The following is a 19,337-nucleotide window of genomic DNA, read 5'->3' on the forward strand; positions in this document are numbered from 1 at the left end:
AATATAGAAAATACCGAAAATGATTATTGAATATATAATCCAAACCTGATACGGATTCACGGTAAAACCAAGCTTCGTCCAATCTAACATAAAAAAAATCCGGGGTAATGACCATTCCTTCCAGTACACTCATTATACTGATAAGTAAAGCAAAAATCACGTTAAAAAAGAAACCAGGATTGGAAAGAATTCCCAATTTATAAGCATAAATCAATACAATACAAAAAGCCGGAAAAAAAGTCAGCATTTACTTTCTAATTTAAATTTGATCCATTTGTCAATTATTTGGACTCTAGATTGAAGGGAAAGATTTTTTCTTTTTCCAATAAGGTTCTTTTTAATTTTTTCTTTTTGTAATGGATTATTATAAAAGAAATTTATTCCATCTGCTATTTCTTCAATTGAAAGTGGGTTGACTAAAACACCTTCATTTATAGAAACCTGCTCTTTGATTTCTGGAATATCACTACTTAAAATTGGAAGTCCACATGCCTTTGCTTCATTTATAGCATTACAATTCCCTTCTGCTAAAGTAGGTAAGATGAATAAATCTGCACAATTTAAATAAATTGGCAATTCATCATTCAAAACTGTTCCTTGGAAAAAAGTATATTTTGAATCAACATTAATAGGCCCTTGACCAATAAACAAAACTTTTATATCTAAATTAAGAAGGTTTAGTGCCTCAATAATTCTATTTGGCCCTTTTCTTTCGATAAAATTGCCTACAAAAATAATAACAAAATTACTTTCTTGTAAACCGATCTTTCTTCTACATTCACCTTTATCGAGAATTTTAAATTTATCTAAATTCACTCCATTAGGAGCAAGAAGTATATCCTCTTCATTCGCACCTAAATCCAATAATTCAAGTTTAAGTTTATGTGAAACACAAATAAATCCATCTAGGTGTTTAATAAAGGATTTTATAAACTCCAATTCCTTTGGATCTAAAGACTCTACAAGGGTAGACTCACCTATATCAACAAAGGCAGGTAAATTATGCATACTTTTAAGCCTCGCCACAGAATACCCACCAGTAAGCAAAAATTTACCGTAAAGGAATGTTACTTCATCTAGGTCTTCCTTTATCAATTTTACAGCAAAATAAAATGATAAAGATTTAAAAATTTTTAAATTTAATCCAAAAAAATAACCAGTTCCAAAAGTTAAATAAAGGGGTCTTTTTACCTTTAAACCTACAGAATTAAAGCTTCTTTTCTTACCTTTTAAAGCTCTGAAAAAATTAGGAACCGAAATAGGATTAATAACTAAAGGTTCTAACCCTATTTTTACCCACTCAATTAATAATTGCTGAACAAATGATCCAACTTGTGGTGTTTTTTGCCCAGGAAAATTTGGGGTTATAATGACTGCTTTCAAAAAGTTCTTTATTTTAAATAATCGTAGAAAACACTTCCAAGGGCTAAAAAGCTTCCAAATACAAAGCCCCCCAAAGTGAAAATGAAAAGATTTCTAAAAAAAATTGGTTCTGATGGTTTATTTGGGGGGGTAACTGGTTCAAAAATTGTAAATACAGGTATTTCGTTTTGTAATTGAATTTTCGCCTTCTCATATTCTAAGGATATGCTGTTAAATAAGTTAAAGGCCAAATTAAACTCCGCAACCAATTTCTCTTCCTTAGTTTTTTCAGACTGTGAAACAATTCCAAAATTTTTATCCCTGAAATTGGCCAATTGCATTTGAGCGTTTATGAAATTATTCTCCGTTTCTTTAACTCTTGATTCCAGAAACTGCAAATTTTTAACTTTTTTCTTAGTATGGTAATCTGTTACATATTTTACAAATTGATCTATGATTACCTTATTTACTTGAGCGCTTAAACCAGGCTCAGGCATTTTTGTCTCAACAGTCAAAATTTTATTTTCAAATGTAATTAATACTCTAGATTTCAATTCACTTATCGAATTTCTTTCAAAAGGTGAATAAAAAGCTATTTGATTAAATTCCAATTCTTCAAATCCTTCCATTAAACTTTGATCTTTCTGAGAGTCCAAATTTGCTCCTTTAGAATTTTTTCTAGATAGAACATTAGAAATTAAACTTGGAAATCTTGAAATTGATTTTTTCATTCTTTTGAAAATACTCCCACTTTTGAAGTCTGAAAAGAATAAGGTAAGGGTAGTTTTTTCACCTGACTCAAGGGTATATTCGAAGTTACTTACCCTTAATAAAAAATAATCGCTTGCTGCAATAATTGGATAAAGATCTGGCGTGATTACATTGACATCCTGACTTCCAAGTTGAGGCAAATTAACGCCTGCCAAGCCTGCCAAGCCTCTAAGTTGATTATTTCCTCCTTCTCCCGATGATTCAAGCAAAAATTTTGAGGTCGAAGTATATTCATCTTTTGTAGTAAACGTAATTATTATAGCCAATAAGATAAATACAATAACACTCCATTTAATAAAATTGGATTTTATTTTGGTTAAATAAATAATTTCTTTTATTGATAAATTTTCTTTTGAAAGAATTTTTTTTACCTCATTCATAAGTTCTAGATTATTGGATAAGATTTATAAAAATTTCTCTGCCCTGGACCTCCAGGTAAAATTTTTTAAAAAATCCTGATAGGATTGTTCAGATATTTTTTGAGATAATTCCTGATTTGAAATCAATCTTTGTATTTGGGAGCACCATGCACTCACATCATCATTTTTTACCAACAACCCATTTATTTCATGCTCCAAAATATCTTCAATGGCAGGAAGATTAGATGCAATAATGGGTTTTTTACTGCTCATATATTCCAATATTTTTATAGGATTCATGAAATTGACAGAGTTGAATCCTGCTTGGGTATATACATCATTTTGATATGGCGCTAATAACATATCAAAAGAATTTCTGAATTTGAAAATTTCTTGAGGAGGAATAAACCCTAAAAAATAAGCATTTTCCCCAATAACCCGATTCTTCCAATAATTGATATCCTTTGTTTCTCCTCCTACCAAGATAAAATCAACATTCTTTAAAATATTCGCGCATTCAATTATGACATCAATACCTCTTCCTTTATATAAATGTCCGACATACCCAACTTTATAGGTGTTTTTGCCAGGTAATTGAACCTTTTGGTCTAGGGGGTAAATCCTTGCCCCATTATTGGCAACAACCATTTTAAATCTAAATTGATTCATGAAATCATTTTTTTCATAAATCTTTTTGAGGGCATTTGAATTTAAGGTAAGCTTTACCAATTTCTTGGAAACCACCATTTTTTTAAAAAAAGAAAAATAAATTTTTCCTCCTTCCCATTCGGGACGATGAGAATCAAAAACAACATCGAAACCAAGAAAAGTAGCCAAATAACAAGAATAAACACACCTTCCGACAACTCTATCTGGCTGAATCCGCTTTAATTGGAAAAATACATGGATTAAATAAAAGATCAATCCGAACTTTGAGTTGTTTCTTTTTATTCTAACAATATTTATCTCCTTATCAATCCCATAAAAGGTATATATATCTTCCTCCAATGTATTTGGATATTTAGGAGTAATTAGAGTTATGTCATTCCCTAATTCATAAAATGCCTGACACATATTTGTGACATTTATAGAATTAGCTGCTTTGGAAGGAATATTTGAAGAAGAAAGGTAAACTATTTTCACAAATTAAAATTTATTGATAAAAAAGTCCTTATTTTTTTTGATTTTATCAAGATCCCACTCCCACCACTTTAAACTAAGAAGATAATTAATTTTATCTTCATCGAATCTCATTTTTACTACCTTAGCAGGGGAACCAACAGCGATAGAATATGGTGGAATTTCACCATTCACAACACTGTTAGCACCAATTACCGCACCGTCACCAATCTTTGAGCCACTTAAAACAAGTGAATGGGCGCCTATCCAAACATCATTTCCAATTATTATTGGTCCCTTAGATTCAACATCTTCAATCATTCCTTCTTTAAAAACATTCTTACGGATTAAATAAGTGGATACTTTCTCTGATGAATGGTTATATTCTTGAATTGATACATTTCTAGCAATACTTGAAAATGCCCCGATCTTAACTGGATAAACCATTGCATGAATATCAGTCATAGGTCCATTAATTGATGTGAATCTACCTATAATTATTTCACTTTCACCTTTTAAGTGAACCCCATGTGAGATTTTACACCCTTCTGCTATGGTTACACTGCCAGAAATTATAGCCCCTTTAAGTTTAACATTGGACCCTATTTTACCTGTTTTGCTTAGGTTTATAGAGTTTATTTCCTTTAATTTCAATAAAATTAAATTTTTTATTTTATTTAATAATCTCATCCAAAACACCTTTAATGGTAGATTCCATTTGAGTTTTATTCCCACTTGAATATTTTTTTTCTACCAATTGAATAACCAACTGGGCTAAATCTATAGTTGTTGGGTTTAAAAGGCCATGTGCCAATTTTGACTCTATAAAATTTCCAAATGAATTTATGCCTATTTCTTCCAAAATTATGGTAGGTGTATTACATAAAACACCTTCAATTATGGAACCGGAGTATTTAGAAATATGAACTGCAACTTTATTCAATAAAAAAGGTAAGGGATAATTACTCGCTTTGTTTAATTCAATGACATCGTCCAGTCCCCATTCAGAAATTAAAGTTTTTAATTCATCAAATTCCTGGCTTGAAATTCTTGGATGTACCCTTAACCACCAATTGAACCTATCTTTTGTAGACCTTATGGTTTCCAGTAAATACACGTCTAAAGCAGGCTTAATTGGTTGGTGTGTGAATAAAACAATGGGTTTATCTTCAGGTAAGTTTAAATCAGGGTAAAATTTGGAATCTGTTACATATTCTACCCAAGGATTACCTACAATTTTAACAGTTTCTTGATTTGAGATCCAGGATTTTAAATGATCCCCAGACTCTTGATCCCAACACCAAAACTGCTTGGGCAGAGTATTGAATCCATCTATGGAAGGAACATTATAAGTATATGCAAAATGCATTGGCCCTTGTGTCCCGTGTTGAAAGTCTATTGATTCTACTCCTAATCTGCTGGCAGCTAGATTCATACCAAACATAGGGTCACTGTAATAACACAATCCCAATGAATACTTTGCCTTTGTTTTATTAAAAATATATTCATATAAATTAGCCCAGGAGTTAACATTTTCAATCTTTTTTTTAAGTCCCTTTAAAAACTGTTCTTTTTTGAGACCCGTATCTATTTCAATTCTATCCAGAAAATTTTTAAAACCTGAATCATTCATTAATAACTTTAAAGATTGTTTTTTTTTAAAAAAAGGTAAAAGTTTATAGACATGCGAGGAATTCACATTCTGTTGCCCTGAGCTTTGGTATTCAAAGAATTCGTAATTAATTTTTTCCCCCTTTATGTATTCCAAAATTAATTGATAATACCTATTAATATTCTGGCCATTAAAAATTACGCGGTGGGTAGAAGCTCCAGAAAAAACAATTTTTGCTTCTTTAGGTCGAAATAAAATTAAATAGTAAACTGAAGATAAATATGTCACTAAATTAATACCACTTGACTTAATTTTACCTATGAATTTAAACCAAATGCTATTCTTTTCGCTTTCTGAATAATTACTATTTTTAAAAATTAAAAAAAATATCAGGGTTTTTATTAATGGCCATACATCAATATCTTCAACTTTCCATTGGTCTATTGGAAATTCTACTTCATATTCATTCAATCTTTTAAGAAGCCTAATTCTTTCGCTTGACTCCATTAGCCTTTTTTCTGAAATTTATCACAGCGATAACAAAAACTCCAAAACCTAATAGACTTATTAAAAATTTATAGACCAAATTTAATTCAACTGTATAATAAGCTATTATGGACAATAAACATGTCAAGATTAGCCATCTTAATGGGTAATAATTAACCTCATTTATTTGTTTAAAAACCTTTAAATAATAGCCTATATATCCCATAAACATAAGTGAAGCAAATGTGGTGTAGGCTGCTATTCTAAATCCCAATATGGGTATTAGAATGAAATTTGAAATTACATTTATTAAACCAGCCATAAATGTAACTTTCCAAATCACATTAGTTTTTTCCAAATAGAACAACTTATTATTTGAACCTAAATACATTGGTCTATAATTATATCCCATAATTATAATGATTCCCAATCCATACATTTGAGAAAGGGTATCATTTCTTATTAGAAAAGAAAAAATTTCCTTCAACCAAATGGACATTAAAAATGTTAATGTCAAAAAGCTTATCTGAAGTAAAAAAACTAGATTTCTTGCCTCCAAATCAGCCCCTTTTTTATAGGCTTGCATCATAAGAGGACCTACTGCCAAGCCAGCTGCAGTTCCAATCTGTTGAATCATATTTCCAACCGTATACGCGGCGCTGTACTTTCCAATATCATTTGTATTCACACCCACTATATCCATTACCATTTTATCAGAAGAATTTAATAAATAACCTGAATAATAATGAGGAACCGTTGGCAAGCTTACTTTTAAATACTTTTTAATTGATCTCCATTTAAAATTTAAAATCGGAGTTATTTTTACCTTAAAATTAATTGGGTAATAATATGAAGCATTGGAAAGAATTGAAGAAATAAAAGTGGACCAAAACCATCCCATGTATCCCAACTTTAAATATGAAATAAAGTAAAGATTAAGTAAAACACTTAAAATTCCAAAAACCGCCGTTCTCAAACCTACTTGAATGGGATCTTGTTTTAGTTGATAATAGGTAGTCCCAATTGTAGAAACCGGACCAAAAACAACTAAGGGGCCTACATTTATTAAAATTATTAACCATTTATTTTCACTTGCAGCCTCTGGAATAATTATATAAATCAATAATGACAGAAGAAAAGCATAAAAAAAATTCCATATTGTCAAAAAACCATAAATCTGTCTCCATGCCCATTTAAAATGGAAAGGAGATTTGTAATATGTATTAACCAAAATAATTCTCAGGCCTAGAAACGATAGGACTGAAATAGCTGCTGTGTAGGCTGTTAGTAACCCTGCTATACCAAAATCCAGTTCAGTTAAATCTTGAGTAATTATTGGAAGAACAAAAAACTGGGCAATTTTCGGTACTTGCGGAGCAAGTCCATAAATTGCAGTGTGACCAAAAAGTTTCTTAATCATTAAAAAGTATTTCTGCTAACTTCCAATCAAGTTTACTATCAATATCATGTGAACTCACTTCATCCATTTCATATTTCCTTACTTTGGTAAATTCATGAATTGGTTTTTTCCTTAATGCCTCAACTTTGATGATATAAATAGCGCCATTCAATTCAAATACTTTTGGACAATCTTGTCTTCTCTTAAAATTTCCTTCTTTGGATTTTACTAACCAACCGTTCTCATTTTCCTCCCTCAAAATATAGTAGGGATTTGATTTTGTTTCCTTGACAGAAACGACCATCTCACAGGAATTATCAAAAAGTTTCAATGCTTCTTTGATATGCCGGCCTTTTCTAAAAGGAGAAGTAGGTTGCAAAAGTATTAATACATCAGGTCTGTAACCGGAACTTTCATAATACTCAAGAGCATGTAACAATACTTCGTAAGTTCCTGCCGTATCAGTGGCTAAGGTTGAGGGTCTAAGAAATGGAACTTTCAAACCTACTGATTCTACTACTGCCTTGATCTCTTTATCATCTGTTGACACACAGATTTCAGCATCATCAAAAACATCTCTAGCTGCATCAATGGTGTATTGGATAAGCGGTTTTTCCCCAAGAAGTTTGATGTTCTTTCTTGGAATTCCTTTGGACCCTCCTCTTGCTGGAATAACTACTAAAGATTTCAAAACTTAATATGTTTAATATCTTCTTGAGCCTTCTTAAAATCTTCATGCTTCCCAATATCCAACCAATATCCCATAAGAGGATAAGCCACTACTTTTTTCCCCTCTTGGATTAGTTGTTCCATCAGATCAGTAGCGTTATAATATTGATTTTTGGGAATTATATTAATTATATCTTTTTTCATCAGGTATATTCCTGCATTTGAGTAATGAGTGTAAGTAGGTTTTTCCTTTAGACCTTTTACCAAACCATCAACGGTTTCCATTACTGCATAAGGAACATTCACTTGATAGGGTATACAGGCCACTACCAAATCGGCTTTTTGTTCCTCAAAAAATAAAAAGAGCTCTTCAAAATCAATATTGGTTAGAAGGTCCGAATTCATGAGCAATACATAGTCATGAATAAACCCATCTACTAAAGCCAAAGCACCTGCAGTACCCAAGGCTTCCTGTTCCCAAACGTATTTTATTCGAATTGATTTGGAGGACCCATCCATAAAATATTCCTTCAGTTGATCCCCCAAGTACCGTACAGATATCCATATATCGTCTATTCCAAAATTATTTAACCTGTCAATATTATGTTCAATGATGGGCTTATCTCCAACCTTTAAAAGTGGCTTAGGAATTTGATCTGTTAAAGGCTTTAACCGTTCACCTCTTCCACCTGCCATAATCAAGGCATCAACGGGTAAATAAGATTTTTGCTTTTTAAAATTGACAATATTAATAATCTGCATCCCTGTATTTACGACAGGAAATATTGTGAAATGTTTCTTTCTAAGTTCAATTACCTCTTTTATATTATACCTACCTTGTTGAATGAATTTAGGATTAGGCTGAATGAACTTGGACAAATGGTCCTCTAGCCCTAAACCTTTTATAAAACCACGTCTTAGATCGCCGTCAGTAAGTGAACCGATTAATTTATTTTTTTCATCTACCAAAAAAAGTATGGCATCTGAGGCAAGAACATCCAGCCTTTTTAGAGACTCTCTTACCGGTATATCAATACTTGCTATATGCCTTTCAAACGGTCGCATAATGTTCATAAATTATTTCCAAAATCCTTTGAGATGGATTGGTTTGGTAGTAAAGATTTATTCCACTGAATTTCTTTCCCATGTAGCTTTGCGTTGTCGTTATGATCTTATCGGCTTTAAAAGGAAGATGGATCACATTTTCTCCGCTAAGTCTTCCCTTCTGCCTGTCACCAAGGTTTAGAACATATTTTTTAAAAGTGGCCGCTTCAACTATACCACTTGAAGTGTTGCCAATCATTAATTTGGAATGCTTCATACAAGTGAAATAGGATTGGGTTCCAAAGTTTTCAATTACTTTGATGTTTTCATATTTTTTACCGAGTTTTTCAAAAGCAAGTCTATAAATCATTCCAGAAGTATCGGCATTAGGCATAGTGATGACTATCTGATAGTTGGCGGAAAGTTGCTCCAAAGCAATAGAAACTTCCGTGCAATACTGCTCATTAAGTTCAAAAGCTACCGTTTCAGGATGTACAGTAACCAAGATACTTTCCATATTAAGATCTATATCCCATTTCTTCTGAAACTCGTCGATGGTAAGTAAAGGCATGGCAACTAAATTCTCCAAACTGAGTGAACCCACATTGAAAATTTTATCATGATCATTATCCAATAACTGGACCAATCTGTTTTTGAAAGCTTCAGTCGAAACAAAATGAAGGCTACTAGAAAGAGAGATGCTATGCCTGTAGATATTATCAATTGCCCCCAATGTTGTTTCACCTCCATGTAGATGAGCAATTTTCACCTGATAGGGAACCGATGCCGCAACAGCAGCTGCCATTTCAAATCTATCTCCCAAAGCAAAAACGACATCAAATTCATGCTTATTTTCTTCCCAAAATTCGGAAAATTTCATGGCTGTTAGGGAATAACCCGATGCAATGGCATTCGGAGTGTCTCCCAACAATAGAGACTCTATTTTTCGGAACGCTTTGAACCCATCAGATTCTATTTGTGAAAGGGTATAACCGTGAAGTTTGGAAAGATGGGTACCAAAAACAATAATTTTTAGATCAACATCCTTATCGTTCTCCATTGTCCTCAACAAAGGCAAATAGATCCCATAGTCAGCCCTTGAACTGGTCAATACCCCTACCTTGATCATTTCAAATGTTCATTTAAGAGTTTTGTACCTTCAGGAAGATCATAAAGTAATTTTTTCCCAAGGATATCATCAATTTCCATAGGTGAAATTCCATCTCCTGGTCGAAGCGCGATAAGATCATCTTGACCTAAAGTTTGTCCTTTCTTCATATCACGCCTCAAATAAAGACTTTTCCTTGCTACTACTTTATTTTTCTGTTCACTAGGACTAGGTTCTTTAATCCCAGAGCCAGAGATAGCTTTTTCTATATTTCTTACGGCCTGAACCATGGCTTTTAATTCATAAGGTTCTAAAGACGCTGCATGATCGGGACCTGGTAAATTCCTGTCCAACGTAAAATGTTTTTCTATGACACTAGCACCAAGAGCCACTGCAGCAATAGGTACTTCTATACCCAAAGTATGGTCCGAATAACCAACTTTCACACCTATTTCTTTTGCCATTTGGTTCATAGCCAAAAGGTTAACATCTTCCATGGGTGTTGGATATTCTGTATTACAATGGAGTACCGTTATCCTATCCTTTTCAATGCCTTCATGGAATATTACCTCAAGAGCTGCTCTAACTTCTTCTAAAGTAGCCATGCCTGTGGACAAAATAACATCTTTCCCTTTTCTAGCTATATGCTGTAGAAAAGGTTTATTAGTAATTTCTCCTGAGGGAATCTTATAAAAAGGAATTTCTAGCTTATTTAAAAAATCGATGCTATCAGTATCAAATCCTGTAGAAAGAAAGTTAATACCTTTACTTTGACACCTCTCAATCAAAACTGGATACCAATCTTCTCCCATCTCCAGCTTTTTGAGCATCCCAAATTGGGTATCCTCATCGTCTTTCATATTGTTCTTTTGATAGGCTGCTTTTTGGGCAGTTGGATTCACTATTTTCTCTGCCTTAAAAGTCTGAAACTTCACATAATCGGCTCCGGCTTCAGCAGCGACATCAATTAACTCCAACGCTTTATTTATATCCCCATTATGGTTGACCCCGGCTTCGGCTATTACAATCACATGCTTTGTACTCATAATTTCCTAAGTTTATTGCCTGCCCAGATACCTTTTTCTACAATGTCCGATATAACCACACTTCCTGCACCAATCACATTATCCGAACTTATTTTTACATTCTGCCTGACCACTGAATTGGCTCCAACAAAGCTTCCCTCTCCAACAAAAACATTCCCGCAAAGCACAGCGCCCGGGGCAATATGTACATAATCAGAAACTTGGCACTCATGTTCAATGATGCTGCCAGTATTTAAAATTACTCCTTTTCCTATTTCAGATTGGGCATTTATCGTTACATTTTTCCCAATGTAGGTAGAGGGACTTAATAAAACTGATCTGGAAACATTTGCGCTTGGATCTATTGCTACAAATTGGTTCAAACCAAGATTCACAAAAAGTTCAATCAATTTCTTTCTAACACTATTTTCTCCTATAGATGGAAAAACCAGATCATTTCCTACAATTTTTTTGACATCAACTTCCCTTTCATATCCAAAGAATTCAAGATCATAAGGGTTTCTTTCTGCTGCTTTAAAATCAAAATAGCCTTTTATTTGATAGCCGGCATCCAAAAGGGACTCTAGGATCACATACGCATGACCGGAGTAACCAAAAAGAAAAACTGACTTAGATTCTGACACTACTAGGTATATTTACAATCCTTTCCTCCAAAAATTCCGCATTCTGTTGCCCATCCTTAAAGCAATGTTGATACATCGGCAAACGGTACATCAACTGCCAAATTGGACGGGTCATGGTTTTGGCCTCATTGGTGGCTTTTAGAAAACCGTTTCGCTCTTCCAAATTTTCCAATTCCACACACATTAGCCAATAATTGGCATTTGTGTTTTCAAGTTCTTGTCTGAAAGTAATGCCTTGGGTTTTGAAAAACTCAGCATAATCATTGGCCAGTTGTCTCTTATTGGCCAAAAAGCTATCCAATTGTTCCAATTGGGCACAGACCAAAGATGCATTCAGATTAGGCATCCTGAAGTTATACCCTATATGGTCATGGACATATTCATAGGAATGGGGAACTTTTGCCGTAGTAGTAAGATGTTTACCCATTTTCCCCAAATCCTCATCATTGGTCACAATCATGCCCCCCCCTCCACTTGTAACGATCTTATTACCATTGAAAGAAAACACCCCAAATTGACCAAAAGAGCCCGTATGTTTCCCTTTATAATAACTTCCCAAGGATTCAGCAGCATCTTCCACCACTGGGATATTCCATTCGGTGCAAACCTTGAGAAGTTCATCTAAATGAACAGGAAAACCAAATGTATGCATAGGTACACAAGCGGAGATTTTTCTACCAGTTTTTTTATTATAGGTACCTGTCTCCCTCCTTTCTCCATACTCTTCCAAAAAATCGGAAACTGCTTGTGGTGACAGTCCCATGGTGTCGTAATCTACATCTAAAAAAATGGGGTCTGATCCATTGTAGTGAATTGCATTGGCTGTTGCTACAAAAGTAAGCGCTTGGGTTATCACTTCATCACCCCTTTGTACACCTGTCAATTGGAGGGCTATCTGAAGACCTGCTGTACCATTGACCACTGCAACCGCCTTTTTTGTTTGACTGATATCAGCTATCATTTTTTCAGATAAATCCACATAGGCCCCTACAGAGGAAACAAAGCTGGAGTCCAAGGTATCCATTACATATTTCCGTTCGTTCCCGTTAAAAACCGGAGCATGTAATGGGATAAAATCCTTGGAATTAAATTTATCCTTAATAAACTGAATTGTTTCTAGAAAGGCCATGATCACATTTTGGCATCCAAATATTTACCTGTTTCTTTGTGGTCAAAAGCTGGTAATAATTCAATGAATATTTTTACCAGATCAGTTTTTGACCATTGCTTGTTTTCAATCAATCTGTTGACTTCACAAATGAACCAGTCCAGTTTTTCTTCCTCATAAGGCAAACTGCTTTTTACGATTCCCAAGTTTTCGAACCTTTCCAAATCTAAAGTTTCACCTTCCATATAGAATTCCTCAAAATCCTTCTCTCCAGTGGTATCACTTTTTGTGAAATAGCAGGGCCATACTTCGACTTCGTTAAGTGGCCATGCTTTATTTTTCCCTTTTTCAAAAAACTGACGCGCCTCTTCTTCTGATGTGCATATGTAAGGTTCATAACCCAATTGCCCCAGATAGTTGATGGCTATTTCAGCGAAGGTGATCAAATGTAATTCTTCGCTTAGCTTTGGGAAGAAAATATCCTTGTTTTCACCAAGCAAGCAAGACATTAAGCAGAGTTCTCCTGATTCCTGTGGGGTAACAAAGTATCTTTTTATATCATTTGGTGCAACAATCGGTTGTCTTTTCTGCATTCTTTGATTGAAGCCATGTAACAATGAGCCATCAGAGAAGGCTACATTAGCAAACCTAGCAGTAGATATGGAAATATCTTTGCTCTCCCTCATTAAAAACATTTCCATTATCCGCTTGGAAGCTCCCATCATATTCACTGGGTTGGCGGCTTTGTCCGTGGACACGCAGAAATATTTTTTGATACCTTTCTTCTTGGATTGTCTGATTGTTTTGATGGTATTGAGGATATTTACCTCAACCATCCTCATCAGGGTAAAAGGGTCTTTCTCACTCCTTACATGCTTGAGTGCTGATAGATTCAATACGTAATCATATTCCCCATCAGCTTCAATAAAAGCATCATAAATCGGCGACCCAATATCCAAAGCAAAAGTCCTGAAATCACCGTCAATATAACCAAAAGAACTTCTTATATCTCTTACCAACTCCACCAAATTATTTTCGCTGATATCAACAACATGGAGCTTTTTGGGATTTCGCTTGAATATTTCTTTAGTAACTGCTTGTCCGATAGATCCAGCACCACCAATCACCAAGAAACCTGAAGAACTTACTATTTCAATTATCTTTTGTTCTTGTTTCTTAACATCAACTTCAAATAAAGGAGATTTTCTTCCTATTAACTTTAAAATATCCATAAATTAAATCCCTATTCCATAATGCTCAAACCCTAATTCCCCTAAGTACTTTTTATCATAAATATTCCTTCCATCAAACACTACCTTATTTTTCAATAATTTACCCACAGCCTCCCAAGAAGGAATCCTGAATTCGGACCATTCAGTTACTAAAAGTAATGCATCAGCATCCACACAGGTATCATAAGCATCTTTGGCATAAGTAATTTTATCACCAATATATATATGCTGGGCTTCTTTCATAGCAATTGGGTCATAGCCTTTGACTTTTGCACCTGCTTCAATTAATTCATCAATAATTACTATTGCCGGTGCTTCGCGCATATCATCGGTATTAGGCTTAAAACTTAAGCCCCATAAAGCAAAAGTTTTTCCTGAAAGATCATTACCAAAATGCTGCTTTACCTTCTGAACCAAAACATGCTTTTGGGCTTCATTTACTTCCTCAACTGCCTGAAGGACTTTTAGATCATATCCATACTGCTTACCTGTTTTGATAATGGCTTTGACATCTTTTGGGAAACAAGACCCTCCATAACCTACACCAGGATAAATAAATTTAGTACCAATCCTAGGATCAGAACCGATACCTTTACGTACCATATTTGCATTAGCCCCAACCTTTTCGCAAAGGTTTGCGATATCATTCATAAAAGAAATTTTGGTAGCCAACATGGCATTGGCTGCATATTTTGTCATCTCAGCAGATGGGATATCCATAAAAATGATCCGATCTCCATTTAACTGGAATGGTTTGTAGAGACGTTTCATAAACTCCTCAGCCCTTTCATCATCCACACCGATCACGATTCTATCAGGCTTCATAAAATCTTCAACTGCTGCTCCCTCTTTCAAAAATTCAGGATTAGAAGCTACAGCAAATGGAATATTCGCACCTCTCTTTTCCAAAGCAGTTTTAATGCTTTCCCTCACTTTCTCACCCGTGGTTACCGGTACAGTACTTTTTGTGGCCACCACAATATAATCTGACATCGTCCTTCCTATCTCATCAGCAACTGCCAAAACATATTTCAAATCAGCTGAGCCATCTTCCCCGGGAGGAGTTCCAACTGCAATAAAAGCAACCTCAGAACCTTGAATAGCTTCACCCAAATTGGTTGAAAACTTTAATCTACCAGAAGCATAATTTCTTTTGACGATTTCTTCCAATCCTGGTTCATAAATAGGCATTATGCCATTTTTTAATCCATCAATTTTCTTTTGATCCACATCCACACAAACTACTTCAATACCAACTTCAGCAAAACAAGCACCTGAAACTAAACCTACATATCCAGTTCCTACTACAGTTATTTTCATCTTTTAAAATTTAATTAAATACTAATTACTTTCTGGAAAAATTTATCCCCAAAGAAAAATTTTAGATCTACTTTGATTTTTTTAAAAAAAATTCGAGATTATAACTACTTGAAAATTTCAAATTAGTTACCTATCAAATTATTTATTAATAATGCCAAGGTTGCCATGGATGTCGCTATCCCTATCCAAGCCTGTGGAGTAAGTTTTTCTCTTTCAGGTTTGGTGGGTACAATTATTTCAGCACCTGGTTCTATTTTAGGGTAATTGTTGATCAAAAGTATTTTCCTGGTTCTTTTTACATCCCCATTGGCATAAATCACATAAGACCTTCCCCTCCTTGAATTTGATGTAAATCCCCCAGCCCGGGAAATATATTGTTTGAACCCACTATTTTCCCTATACCTAGCTGAAGTAGGATATAAAACCTCTCCTCTCATTCGAACAGTTTGTAATTGTCTGGGAATACTTAAAACGTCTCCTTCTCTTAAAATTAGATCTTCAGGTCCATATGGATTTGAAAGGATTACATCCAAATTAATACCAATTAGCTCAGTATCTTTTATTTCAATTTCTCCAATACCTTCCTGATTAGCACCTAACTCCAAAATAGATTGTTGTCTGAAATCTTCAGAGGCAATAACCTCCCTTCTTTTTTTACTTTCCTGTTGACTTTCAATAATTTTCCTATCAATTCTTTCCAATAAAATCTTTTCTGATTCTGTCCTATCCAAACTGTCACGGCTTACATTAGCTTTAACCTTAGTTAAAGTCTGTGCTTTGATTTCATCTTCGGATTGTTCCTTAAAGAACTCGTTTCTTCTAATCAAGGTAGCTCCTTTAGGATAGGCATAAGGATTCAGTCCACCTGCCCTTTTAATGATATCTGAAATCCTTTCATCTGCGTGGGCAATAGCAAATTCTCCTGGATAATAAGCCTCACCTTCTACCCTCACCAACTGTTCTCTTTGGAAACCAGGACTCCTCCGGATCATTATATGATCAAAAGGCTGAAGAATTACTGAGCCGCCATTCCCACTGATTCTCAAATCTCGGTCAATATCCAAAAGGATAATTTCAGCCAGTTTTCCGGAAATATCATCTTTCACCCTTCGGGCAATTTCAATCTTGGATGAGGTGGCAGATTCTTTGAATCCACCAGCTTTGAGGACCAAATCAGCGACTGTCATGTTTTCCCCAAAGGCAAAGGCTCCAGGCTTATTGACCTCCCCTGAAATCTTTACATAAAATTCCTCCCTCAGATCATAAATACTGGGAATATTCAAAACATCTTCTCTTCTCAAGGCAATATCTTCTATTTCACCATTGAGCACTGCCTTGATATCCACTGGCATGATTTCCAATGAAAAATCTCCTCTTGTCCTATACAAAGTAGCCCTATTTAAAAATGCGTCCTCTCTTAAACCTTGGGCTCTTTGTACCAAATCTCTTATTCCCATTCCTGAGGTAAGTTCAAATGTTCCAGGACGCATCAAAGCTCCAGTTGCCTGAACCCTGTTTTCAAAACGGTTAAGGATTTCACCTACCAAATATACATCCCCATCCTGGGAAACAAAATTACCATAATTAGGGGCATCAACATCCTGAACCTTCATCTCAGTACCAGTCTTTCTGGTTACAGTGATCCTATCCTTATAAGCTTGACTGCTGAATCCACCAGCAAAAAGAAGAAGTTCGTTGAGCGTTTCCCCTGATTTTATCTCAAATAGACCCTCCCTCCTCACAGGCCCCATCACCTCTACCCTTGACCTTACCGGAGGTACTATAATCACGTCATTATCTCTTAAAGTAATCGGAGTGGTAAACTCACCTTTGGATATAAATTCGTAAATATCAAATTCCTGTAAAAGTTTGCTATCTCTGTACAACTGTATGTGCCTAAATGAACCATTTTCATTTGGGCCTCCCGCTGCAAATAGGGCATTAAAAGGAGATGCAAAAGAAGGTAAGGTATATGTTCCCGGTTTAGTAAGTTCACCAACAAGAGACACAGAAATAGTCCTTATATTTCCCAAACGCAATTCCATAAAAGTGTTTGGATTACCGCCCTGAAGACCAGAATAAATTTTACTCAAAGCGGTCTTAACTCTTGTTGTAGCTGCTGCAATGGTTGAGCCTCCAACCTGAATAGGACCTACATTGGGTATTAAAATCCTGCCTTCAGGACTTACTCTGACATCATAAGACTGCTGGGAAGCACCATAAACATCAATTAAAAGCTGGTCACCTCCTCCCAGTACATAACTCTGAGGAGTGGGTATATTTAAACTGGGATTAAACGTAAGATTCCGATTATGAAAAAGCTTGTATCCAAAAATTTTCTTTTGTGTTGGCGTTAAATCATAATAAGGATCGGCTTTCCTCAACGAATCAAAAATATTTTCCTCCACAATATAATTTTGAACAGATCGCATTTGTCCGTTCCCAGCACTTACCTGCCCTCTTTGTTCACCAGGCCTTGAAGCTCCACTTCTTAAGGCACTGATTCTTTGCCTTAATTTCGCCACTTCACCAGGTGGCATCCCCCTTTCCCCTGCCATGCTGAGCAACTGTTGCTCATTCAGACCCTGGGATTCAGCACGTTTTACCAACTGTTCAATCTGTGCATCAGAAAGATTATCGACTTTGATATTCTGAATATCGGAAAGGGATTGGGCATAAACCAAAGATTGAATTGTAATAAAGAATAAAACAAGAAAGAGTTTTTTCATTGAGAAAATAGAATTTAACCGCGAATTACGCTAATTACAAGGATTTTTTATTTAAAAAGGGAATTTTTATAAGGTAATAAACTTTTAATATTTGAACGAATGATTTATTTAAACCGAGCTGGCTCGGGATTAAAAGGAAATTGAATCATTTTACTAACAAGGAATTTTTATTAATCAGATGGAATTAATTGGTTTTTTCCTCTAGAATAATTCTTTTAAATTCTAAAGATTTTGGTCCAAAGTTTAGAAGTAAAGCTAATTGTAAATTAGAGGCTTTTAGATAATTGATCACTTGAGCATAGTGGTCATCGATTATAAATGAACTAGATTTAAGTTCTACAATTATTCTACCATAACACACAAAATCTGCTACAAAATACTTCATTAAACTCTTCCCTTTATAGACAATCGGAAGTTTTACTTCCTTTTCAAATGGAATATCTTTTTCTTCCAATTCAATTGTTAGGGCCTCTTGATAAACACTTTCCAAAAAACCTCCCCCTAATTGTTTGTGCACTTCTATCGCAGCTCCGATAATTTTAAAAGTTTCATTTTTGAAAAGCATACACTAAAATAAAGGGGATAAAATGATCAAATATCCAGTTTTAACCCATGAAATATAATAAAAATTAAATATAAGGGTAGATTGTAAGTGTATTCTTGTTAATTATCTCTTTTTTTTGCGGAATCCGTGTAATTCGCGGTTCTTTTTAGTTCAAAATTTTTATTTATCTGTGGTTACAGCTTCGCCCTTTCAGTCACATATGTGCTTAGCAAAGGGGATGGGTACTATCATTTGATGGACTGCCCCTATTTTGAGCCAATCCTATTTTTTATAAAGCAAAAATGCTTTAGGATCAGTAATGGAATTCTGAATCTGAAATTCCACCTCTTTTTGGATCAAGTCTTCAATTCTCTCACTCAACCTGTCCAAATAATCCTCATTTAGGTCATCTCCGGTAATCAAAACCTGAAGTTTTCCCGTATTTAAACCTTTAGCATAATCTCCTACTAAAGCTACTTCATTCACATCCCCCATCCGCTCCAATACAGTAGACAATAACTTATCCAATCCAAGGTATTTATTGATCAATTCTTGGAGGTTATGAAAGAGAGGATGATCGATGTTGGCTTTATATTCTATTTTATTGCTATCTGCTTCTTTAAGAAGAAGACCTGCCTCAGAAAGATTGTTAAGCTCTTTACGGATTGCATTGGTAGATTCACCAAATTCTTCAGCAAGGCCCCTCAGGTGTCCCTGATTTTTGGGATTGCTAAAGAATTTGATCAAAAGTTTTAGCCTCGTTTTAGATGTAATTAAATAATCCAGCATAAAAATGGCGCAGCCAC

At 34.8% G+C, this 19,337-nt stretch carries 17 protein-coding genes; all 17 read right to left on the reverse strand.

Annotated features, from left to right (window positions below; genetic code table 11):
* Positions 1–240: 240 nt before the first annotated feature.
* The 17 genes from ACFSKV_RS18275 to ACFSKV_RS18355 all read right to left on the reverse strand — a co-directional run bounded on the left by ACFSKV_RS18275 (position 241) and on the right by ACFSKV_RS18355 (position 19,320).
* On the reverse strand, positions 241–1,383 hold the full coding sequence (locus tag ACFSKV_RS18275; RefSeq protein ID WP_380806102.1) for a glycosyltransferase: 1,143 nt from the start codon (positions 1,381–1,383) through the stop codon (positions 241–243).
* 8 nt (positions 1,384–1,391) lie between these two features.
* Positions 1,392–2,513 carry a hypothetical protein gene (locus ACFSKV_RS18280; RefSeq protein ID WP_380806104.1) on the reverse strand — a complete coding sequence of 374 codons (1,122 nt, stop codon included), beginning with the start codon at positions 2,511–2,513 and terminating at the stop codon, positions 1,392–1,394.
* Between the two features lie 24 nt (positions 2,514–2,537).
* On the reverse strand, positions 2,538–3,635 hold the full coding sequence (locus ACFSKV_RS18285) for a glycosyltransferase (RefSeq protein ID WP_380806106.1): 1,098 nt from the start codon (positions 3,633–3,635) through the stop codon (positions 2,538–2,540).
* A 3-nt stretch (positions 3,636–3,638) separates the two neighbouring features.
* The gene (locus ACFSKV_RS18290) at positions 3,639–4,301 is read right to left on the reverse strand and encodes a xenobiotic acyltransferase family protein (RefSeq protein WP_380806108.1); all 663 of its coding nucleotides are present in this window, start codon (positions 4,299–4,301) and stop codon (positions 3,639–3,641) included.
* Complete coding sequence (locus ACFSKV_RS18295) at positions 4,285–5,730, reverse strand: hypothetical protein (protein ID WP_380806111.1); 1,446 nt, start codon at positions 5,728–5,730, stop codon at positions 4,285–4,287. The genes ACFSKV_RS18290 and ACFSKV_RS18295 overlap by 17 nt, the downstream gene beginning before the upstream one ends.
* Complete coding sequence (locus ACFSKV_RS18300) at positions 5,708–7,129, reverse strand: lipopolysaccharide biosynthesis protein (protein WP_380806113.1); 1,422 nt, start codon at positions 7,127–7,129, stop codon at positions 5,708–5,710. The genes ACFSKV_RS18295 and ACFSKV_RS18300 overlap by 23 nt, the downstream gene beginning before the upstream one ends.
* Positions 7,122–7,799 carry an acylneuraminate cytidylyltransferase family protein gene (locus ACFSKV_RS18305; protein WP_380806116.1) on the reverse strand — a complete coding sequence of 226 codons (678 nt, stop codon included), beginning with the start codon at positions 7,797–7,799 and terminating at the stop codon, positions 7,122–7,124. Before ACFSKV_RS18305 ends, ACFSKV_RS18300 begins: the two co-directional genes overlap by 8 nt.
* The gene (locus ACFSKV_RS18310) at positions 7,796–8,842 is read right to left on the reverse strand and encodes a nucleotidyltransferase family protein (protein ID WP_380806118.1); all 1,047 of its coding nucleotides are present in this window, start codon (positions 8,840–8,842) and stop codon (positions 7,796–7,798) included. Before ACFSKV_RS18310 ends, ACFSKV_RS18305 begins: the two co-directional genes overlap by 4 nt.
* Positions 8,829–9,950 (reverse strand): UDP-N-acetylglucosamine 2-epimerase, encoded by a 1,122-nt coding sequence (neuC, locus tag ACFSKV_RS18315; RefSeq protein ID WP_380806121.1) that lies wholly within the window; start codon positions 9,948–9,950, stop codon positions 8,829–8,831. Before neuC ends, ACFSKV_RS18310 begins: the two co-directional genes overlap by 14 nt.
* Positions 9,947–10,975 carry an N-acetylneuraminate synthase gene (gene neuB, locus ACFSKV_RS18320; protein ID WP_380806123.1) on the reverse strand — a complete coding sequence of 343 codons (1,029 nt, stop codon included), beginning with the start codon at positions 10,973–10,975 and terminating at the stop codon, positions 9,947–9,949. Before neuB ends, neuC begins: the two co-directional genes overlap by 4 nt.
* Positions 10,972–11,598 carry an acetyltransferase gene (locus ACFSKV_RS18325; protein ID WP_380806125.1) on the reverse strand — a complete coding sequence of 209 codons (627 nt, stop codon included), beginning with the start codon at positions 11,596–11,598 and terminating at the stop codon, positions 10,972–10,974. The genes neuB and ACFSKV_RS18325 overlap by 4 nt, the downstream gene beginning before the upstream one ends.
* A complete protein-coding gene (locus tag ACFSKV_RS18330) occupies positions 11,585–12,727 on the reverse strand; it encodes a LegC family aminotransferase (RefSeq protein ID WP_380806127.1) in 1,143 nt (380 codons plus the stop codon). Before ACFSKV_RS18330 ends, ACFSKV_RS18325 begins: the two co-directional genes overlap by 14 nt.
* A gap of 2 nt (positions 12,728–12,729) precedes the next feature.
* Positions 12,730–13,938 carry a UDP-N-acetylglucosamine 4,6-dehydratase gene (locus ACFSKV_RS18335; protein ID WP_380806129.1) on the reverse strand — a complete coding sequence of 403 codons (1,209 nt, stop codon included), beginning with the start codon at positions 13,936–13,938 and terminating at the stop codon, positions 12,730–12,732.
* 3 nt (positions 13,939–13,941) lie between these two features.
* On the reverse strand, positions 13,942–15,258 hold the full coding sequence (locus tag ACFSKV_RS18340; RefSeq protein WP_380806131.1) for a UDP-glucose dehydrogenase family protein: 1,317 nt from the start codon (positions 15,256–15,258) through the stop codon (positions 13,942–13,944).
* A gap of 122 nt (positions 15,259–15,380) precedes the next feature.
* Entirely contained in the window at positions 15,381–17,987 is a 2,607-nt protein-coding gene (locus ACFSKV_RS18345; RefSeq protein WP_380806134.1) for an SLBB domain-containing protein, read from the reverse strand.
* A gap of 184 nt (positions 17,988–18,171) precedes the next feature.
* Positions 18,172–18,552, reverse strand: a complete 381-nt coding sequence (locus ACFSKV_RS18350; RefSeq protein WP_380806136.1) for a GxxExxY protein — start codon at positions 18,550–18,552, stop codon at positions 18,172–18,174.
* Between the two features lie 261 nt (positions 18,553–18,813).
* On the reverse strand, positions 18,814–19,320 hold the full coding sequence (locus ACFSKV_RS18355) for a winged helix-turn-helix domain-containing protein (protein WP_380806139.1): 507 nt from the start codon (positions 19,318–19,320) through the stop codon (positions 18,814–18,816).
* Positions 19,321–19,337: the final 17 nt, after the last annotated feature.

It is taken from the genome of Shivajiella indica, from assembly GCF_042683085.1.
Lineage (GTDB): Bacteria > Bacteroidota > Bacteroidia > Cytophagales > Cyclobacteriaceae > Shivajiella > Shivajiella indica.

What these genes read in the sequence shown, in the direction of transcription:
- ACFSKV_RS18310 (WP_380806118.1), bottom strand. Translation starts at nt 8,842, where the DNA reads ATGCGACCGTTTGAAAGGCATATAGCAAGTATTGATATACCGGTAAGA.
- ACFSKV_RS18355 (WP_380806139.1), bottom strand. Translation starts at nt 19,320, where the DNA reads ATGCTGGATTATTTAATTACATCTAAAACGAGGCTAAAACTTTTGATC.
- ACFSKV_RS18335 (WP_380806129.1), bottom strand. Translation starts at nt 13,938, where the DNA reads ATGGATATTTTAAAGTTAATAGGAAGAAAATCTCCTTTATTTGAAGTT.
- ACFSKV_RS18280 (WP_380806104.1), bottom strand. Translation starts at nt 2,513, where the DNA reads ATGAATGAGGTAAAAAAAATTCTTTCAAAAGAAAATTTATCAATAAAA.
- ACFSKV_RS18350 (WP_380806136.1), bottom strand. Translation starts at nt 18,552, where the DNA reads ATGCTTTTCAAAAATGAAACTTTTAAAATTATCGGAGCTGCGATAGAA.
- neuB (WP_380806123.1), bottom strand. Translation starts at nt 10,975, where the DNA reads ATGAGTACAAAGCATGTGATTGTAATAGCCGAAGCCGGGGTCAACCAT.
- ACFSKV_RS18290 (WP_380806108.1), bottom strand. Translation starts at nt 4,301, where the DNA reads ATGAGATTATTAAATAAAATAAAAAATTTAATTTTATTGAAATTAAAG.
- ACFSKV_RS18300 (WP_380806113.1), bottom strand. Translation starts at nt 7,129, where the DNA reads ATGATTAAGAAACTTTTTGGTCACACTGCAATTTATGGACTTGCTCCG.
- ACFSKV_RS18345 (WP_380806134.1), bottom strand. Translation starts at nt 17,987, where the DNA reads ATGAAAAAACTCTTTCTTGTTTTATTCTTTATTACAATTCAATCTTTG.
- ACFSKV_RS18340 (WP_380806131.1), bottom strand. Translation starts at nt 15,258, where the DNA reads ATGAAAATAACTGTAGTAGGAACTGGATATGTAGGTTTAGTTTCAGGT.
- ACFSKV_RS18330 (WP_380806127.1), bottom strand. Translation starts at nt 12,727, where the DNA reads ATGGCCTTTCTAGAAACAATTCAGTTTATTAAGGATAAATTTAATTCC.
- ACFSKV_RS18295 (WP_380806111.1), bottom strand. Translation starts at nt 5,730, where the DNA reads ATGGAGTCAAGCGAAAGAATTAGGCTTCTTAAAAGATTGAATGAATAT.
- neuC (WP_380806121.1), bottom strand. Translation starts at nt 9,950, where the DNA reads ATGATCAAGGTAGGGGTATTGACCAGTTCAAGGGCTGACTATGGGATC.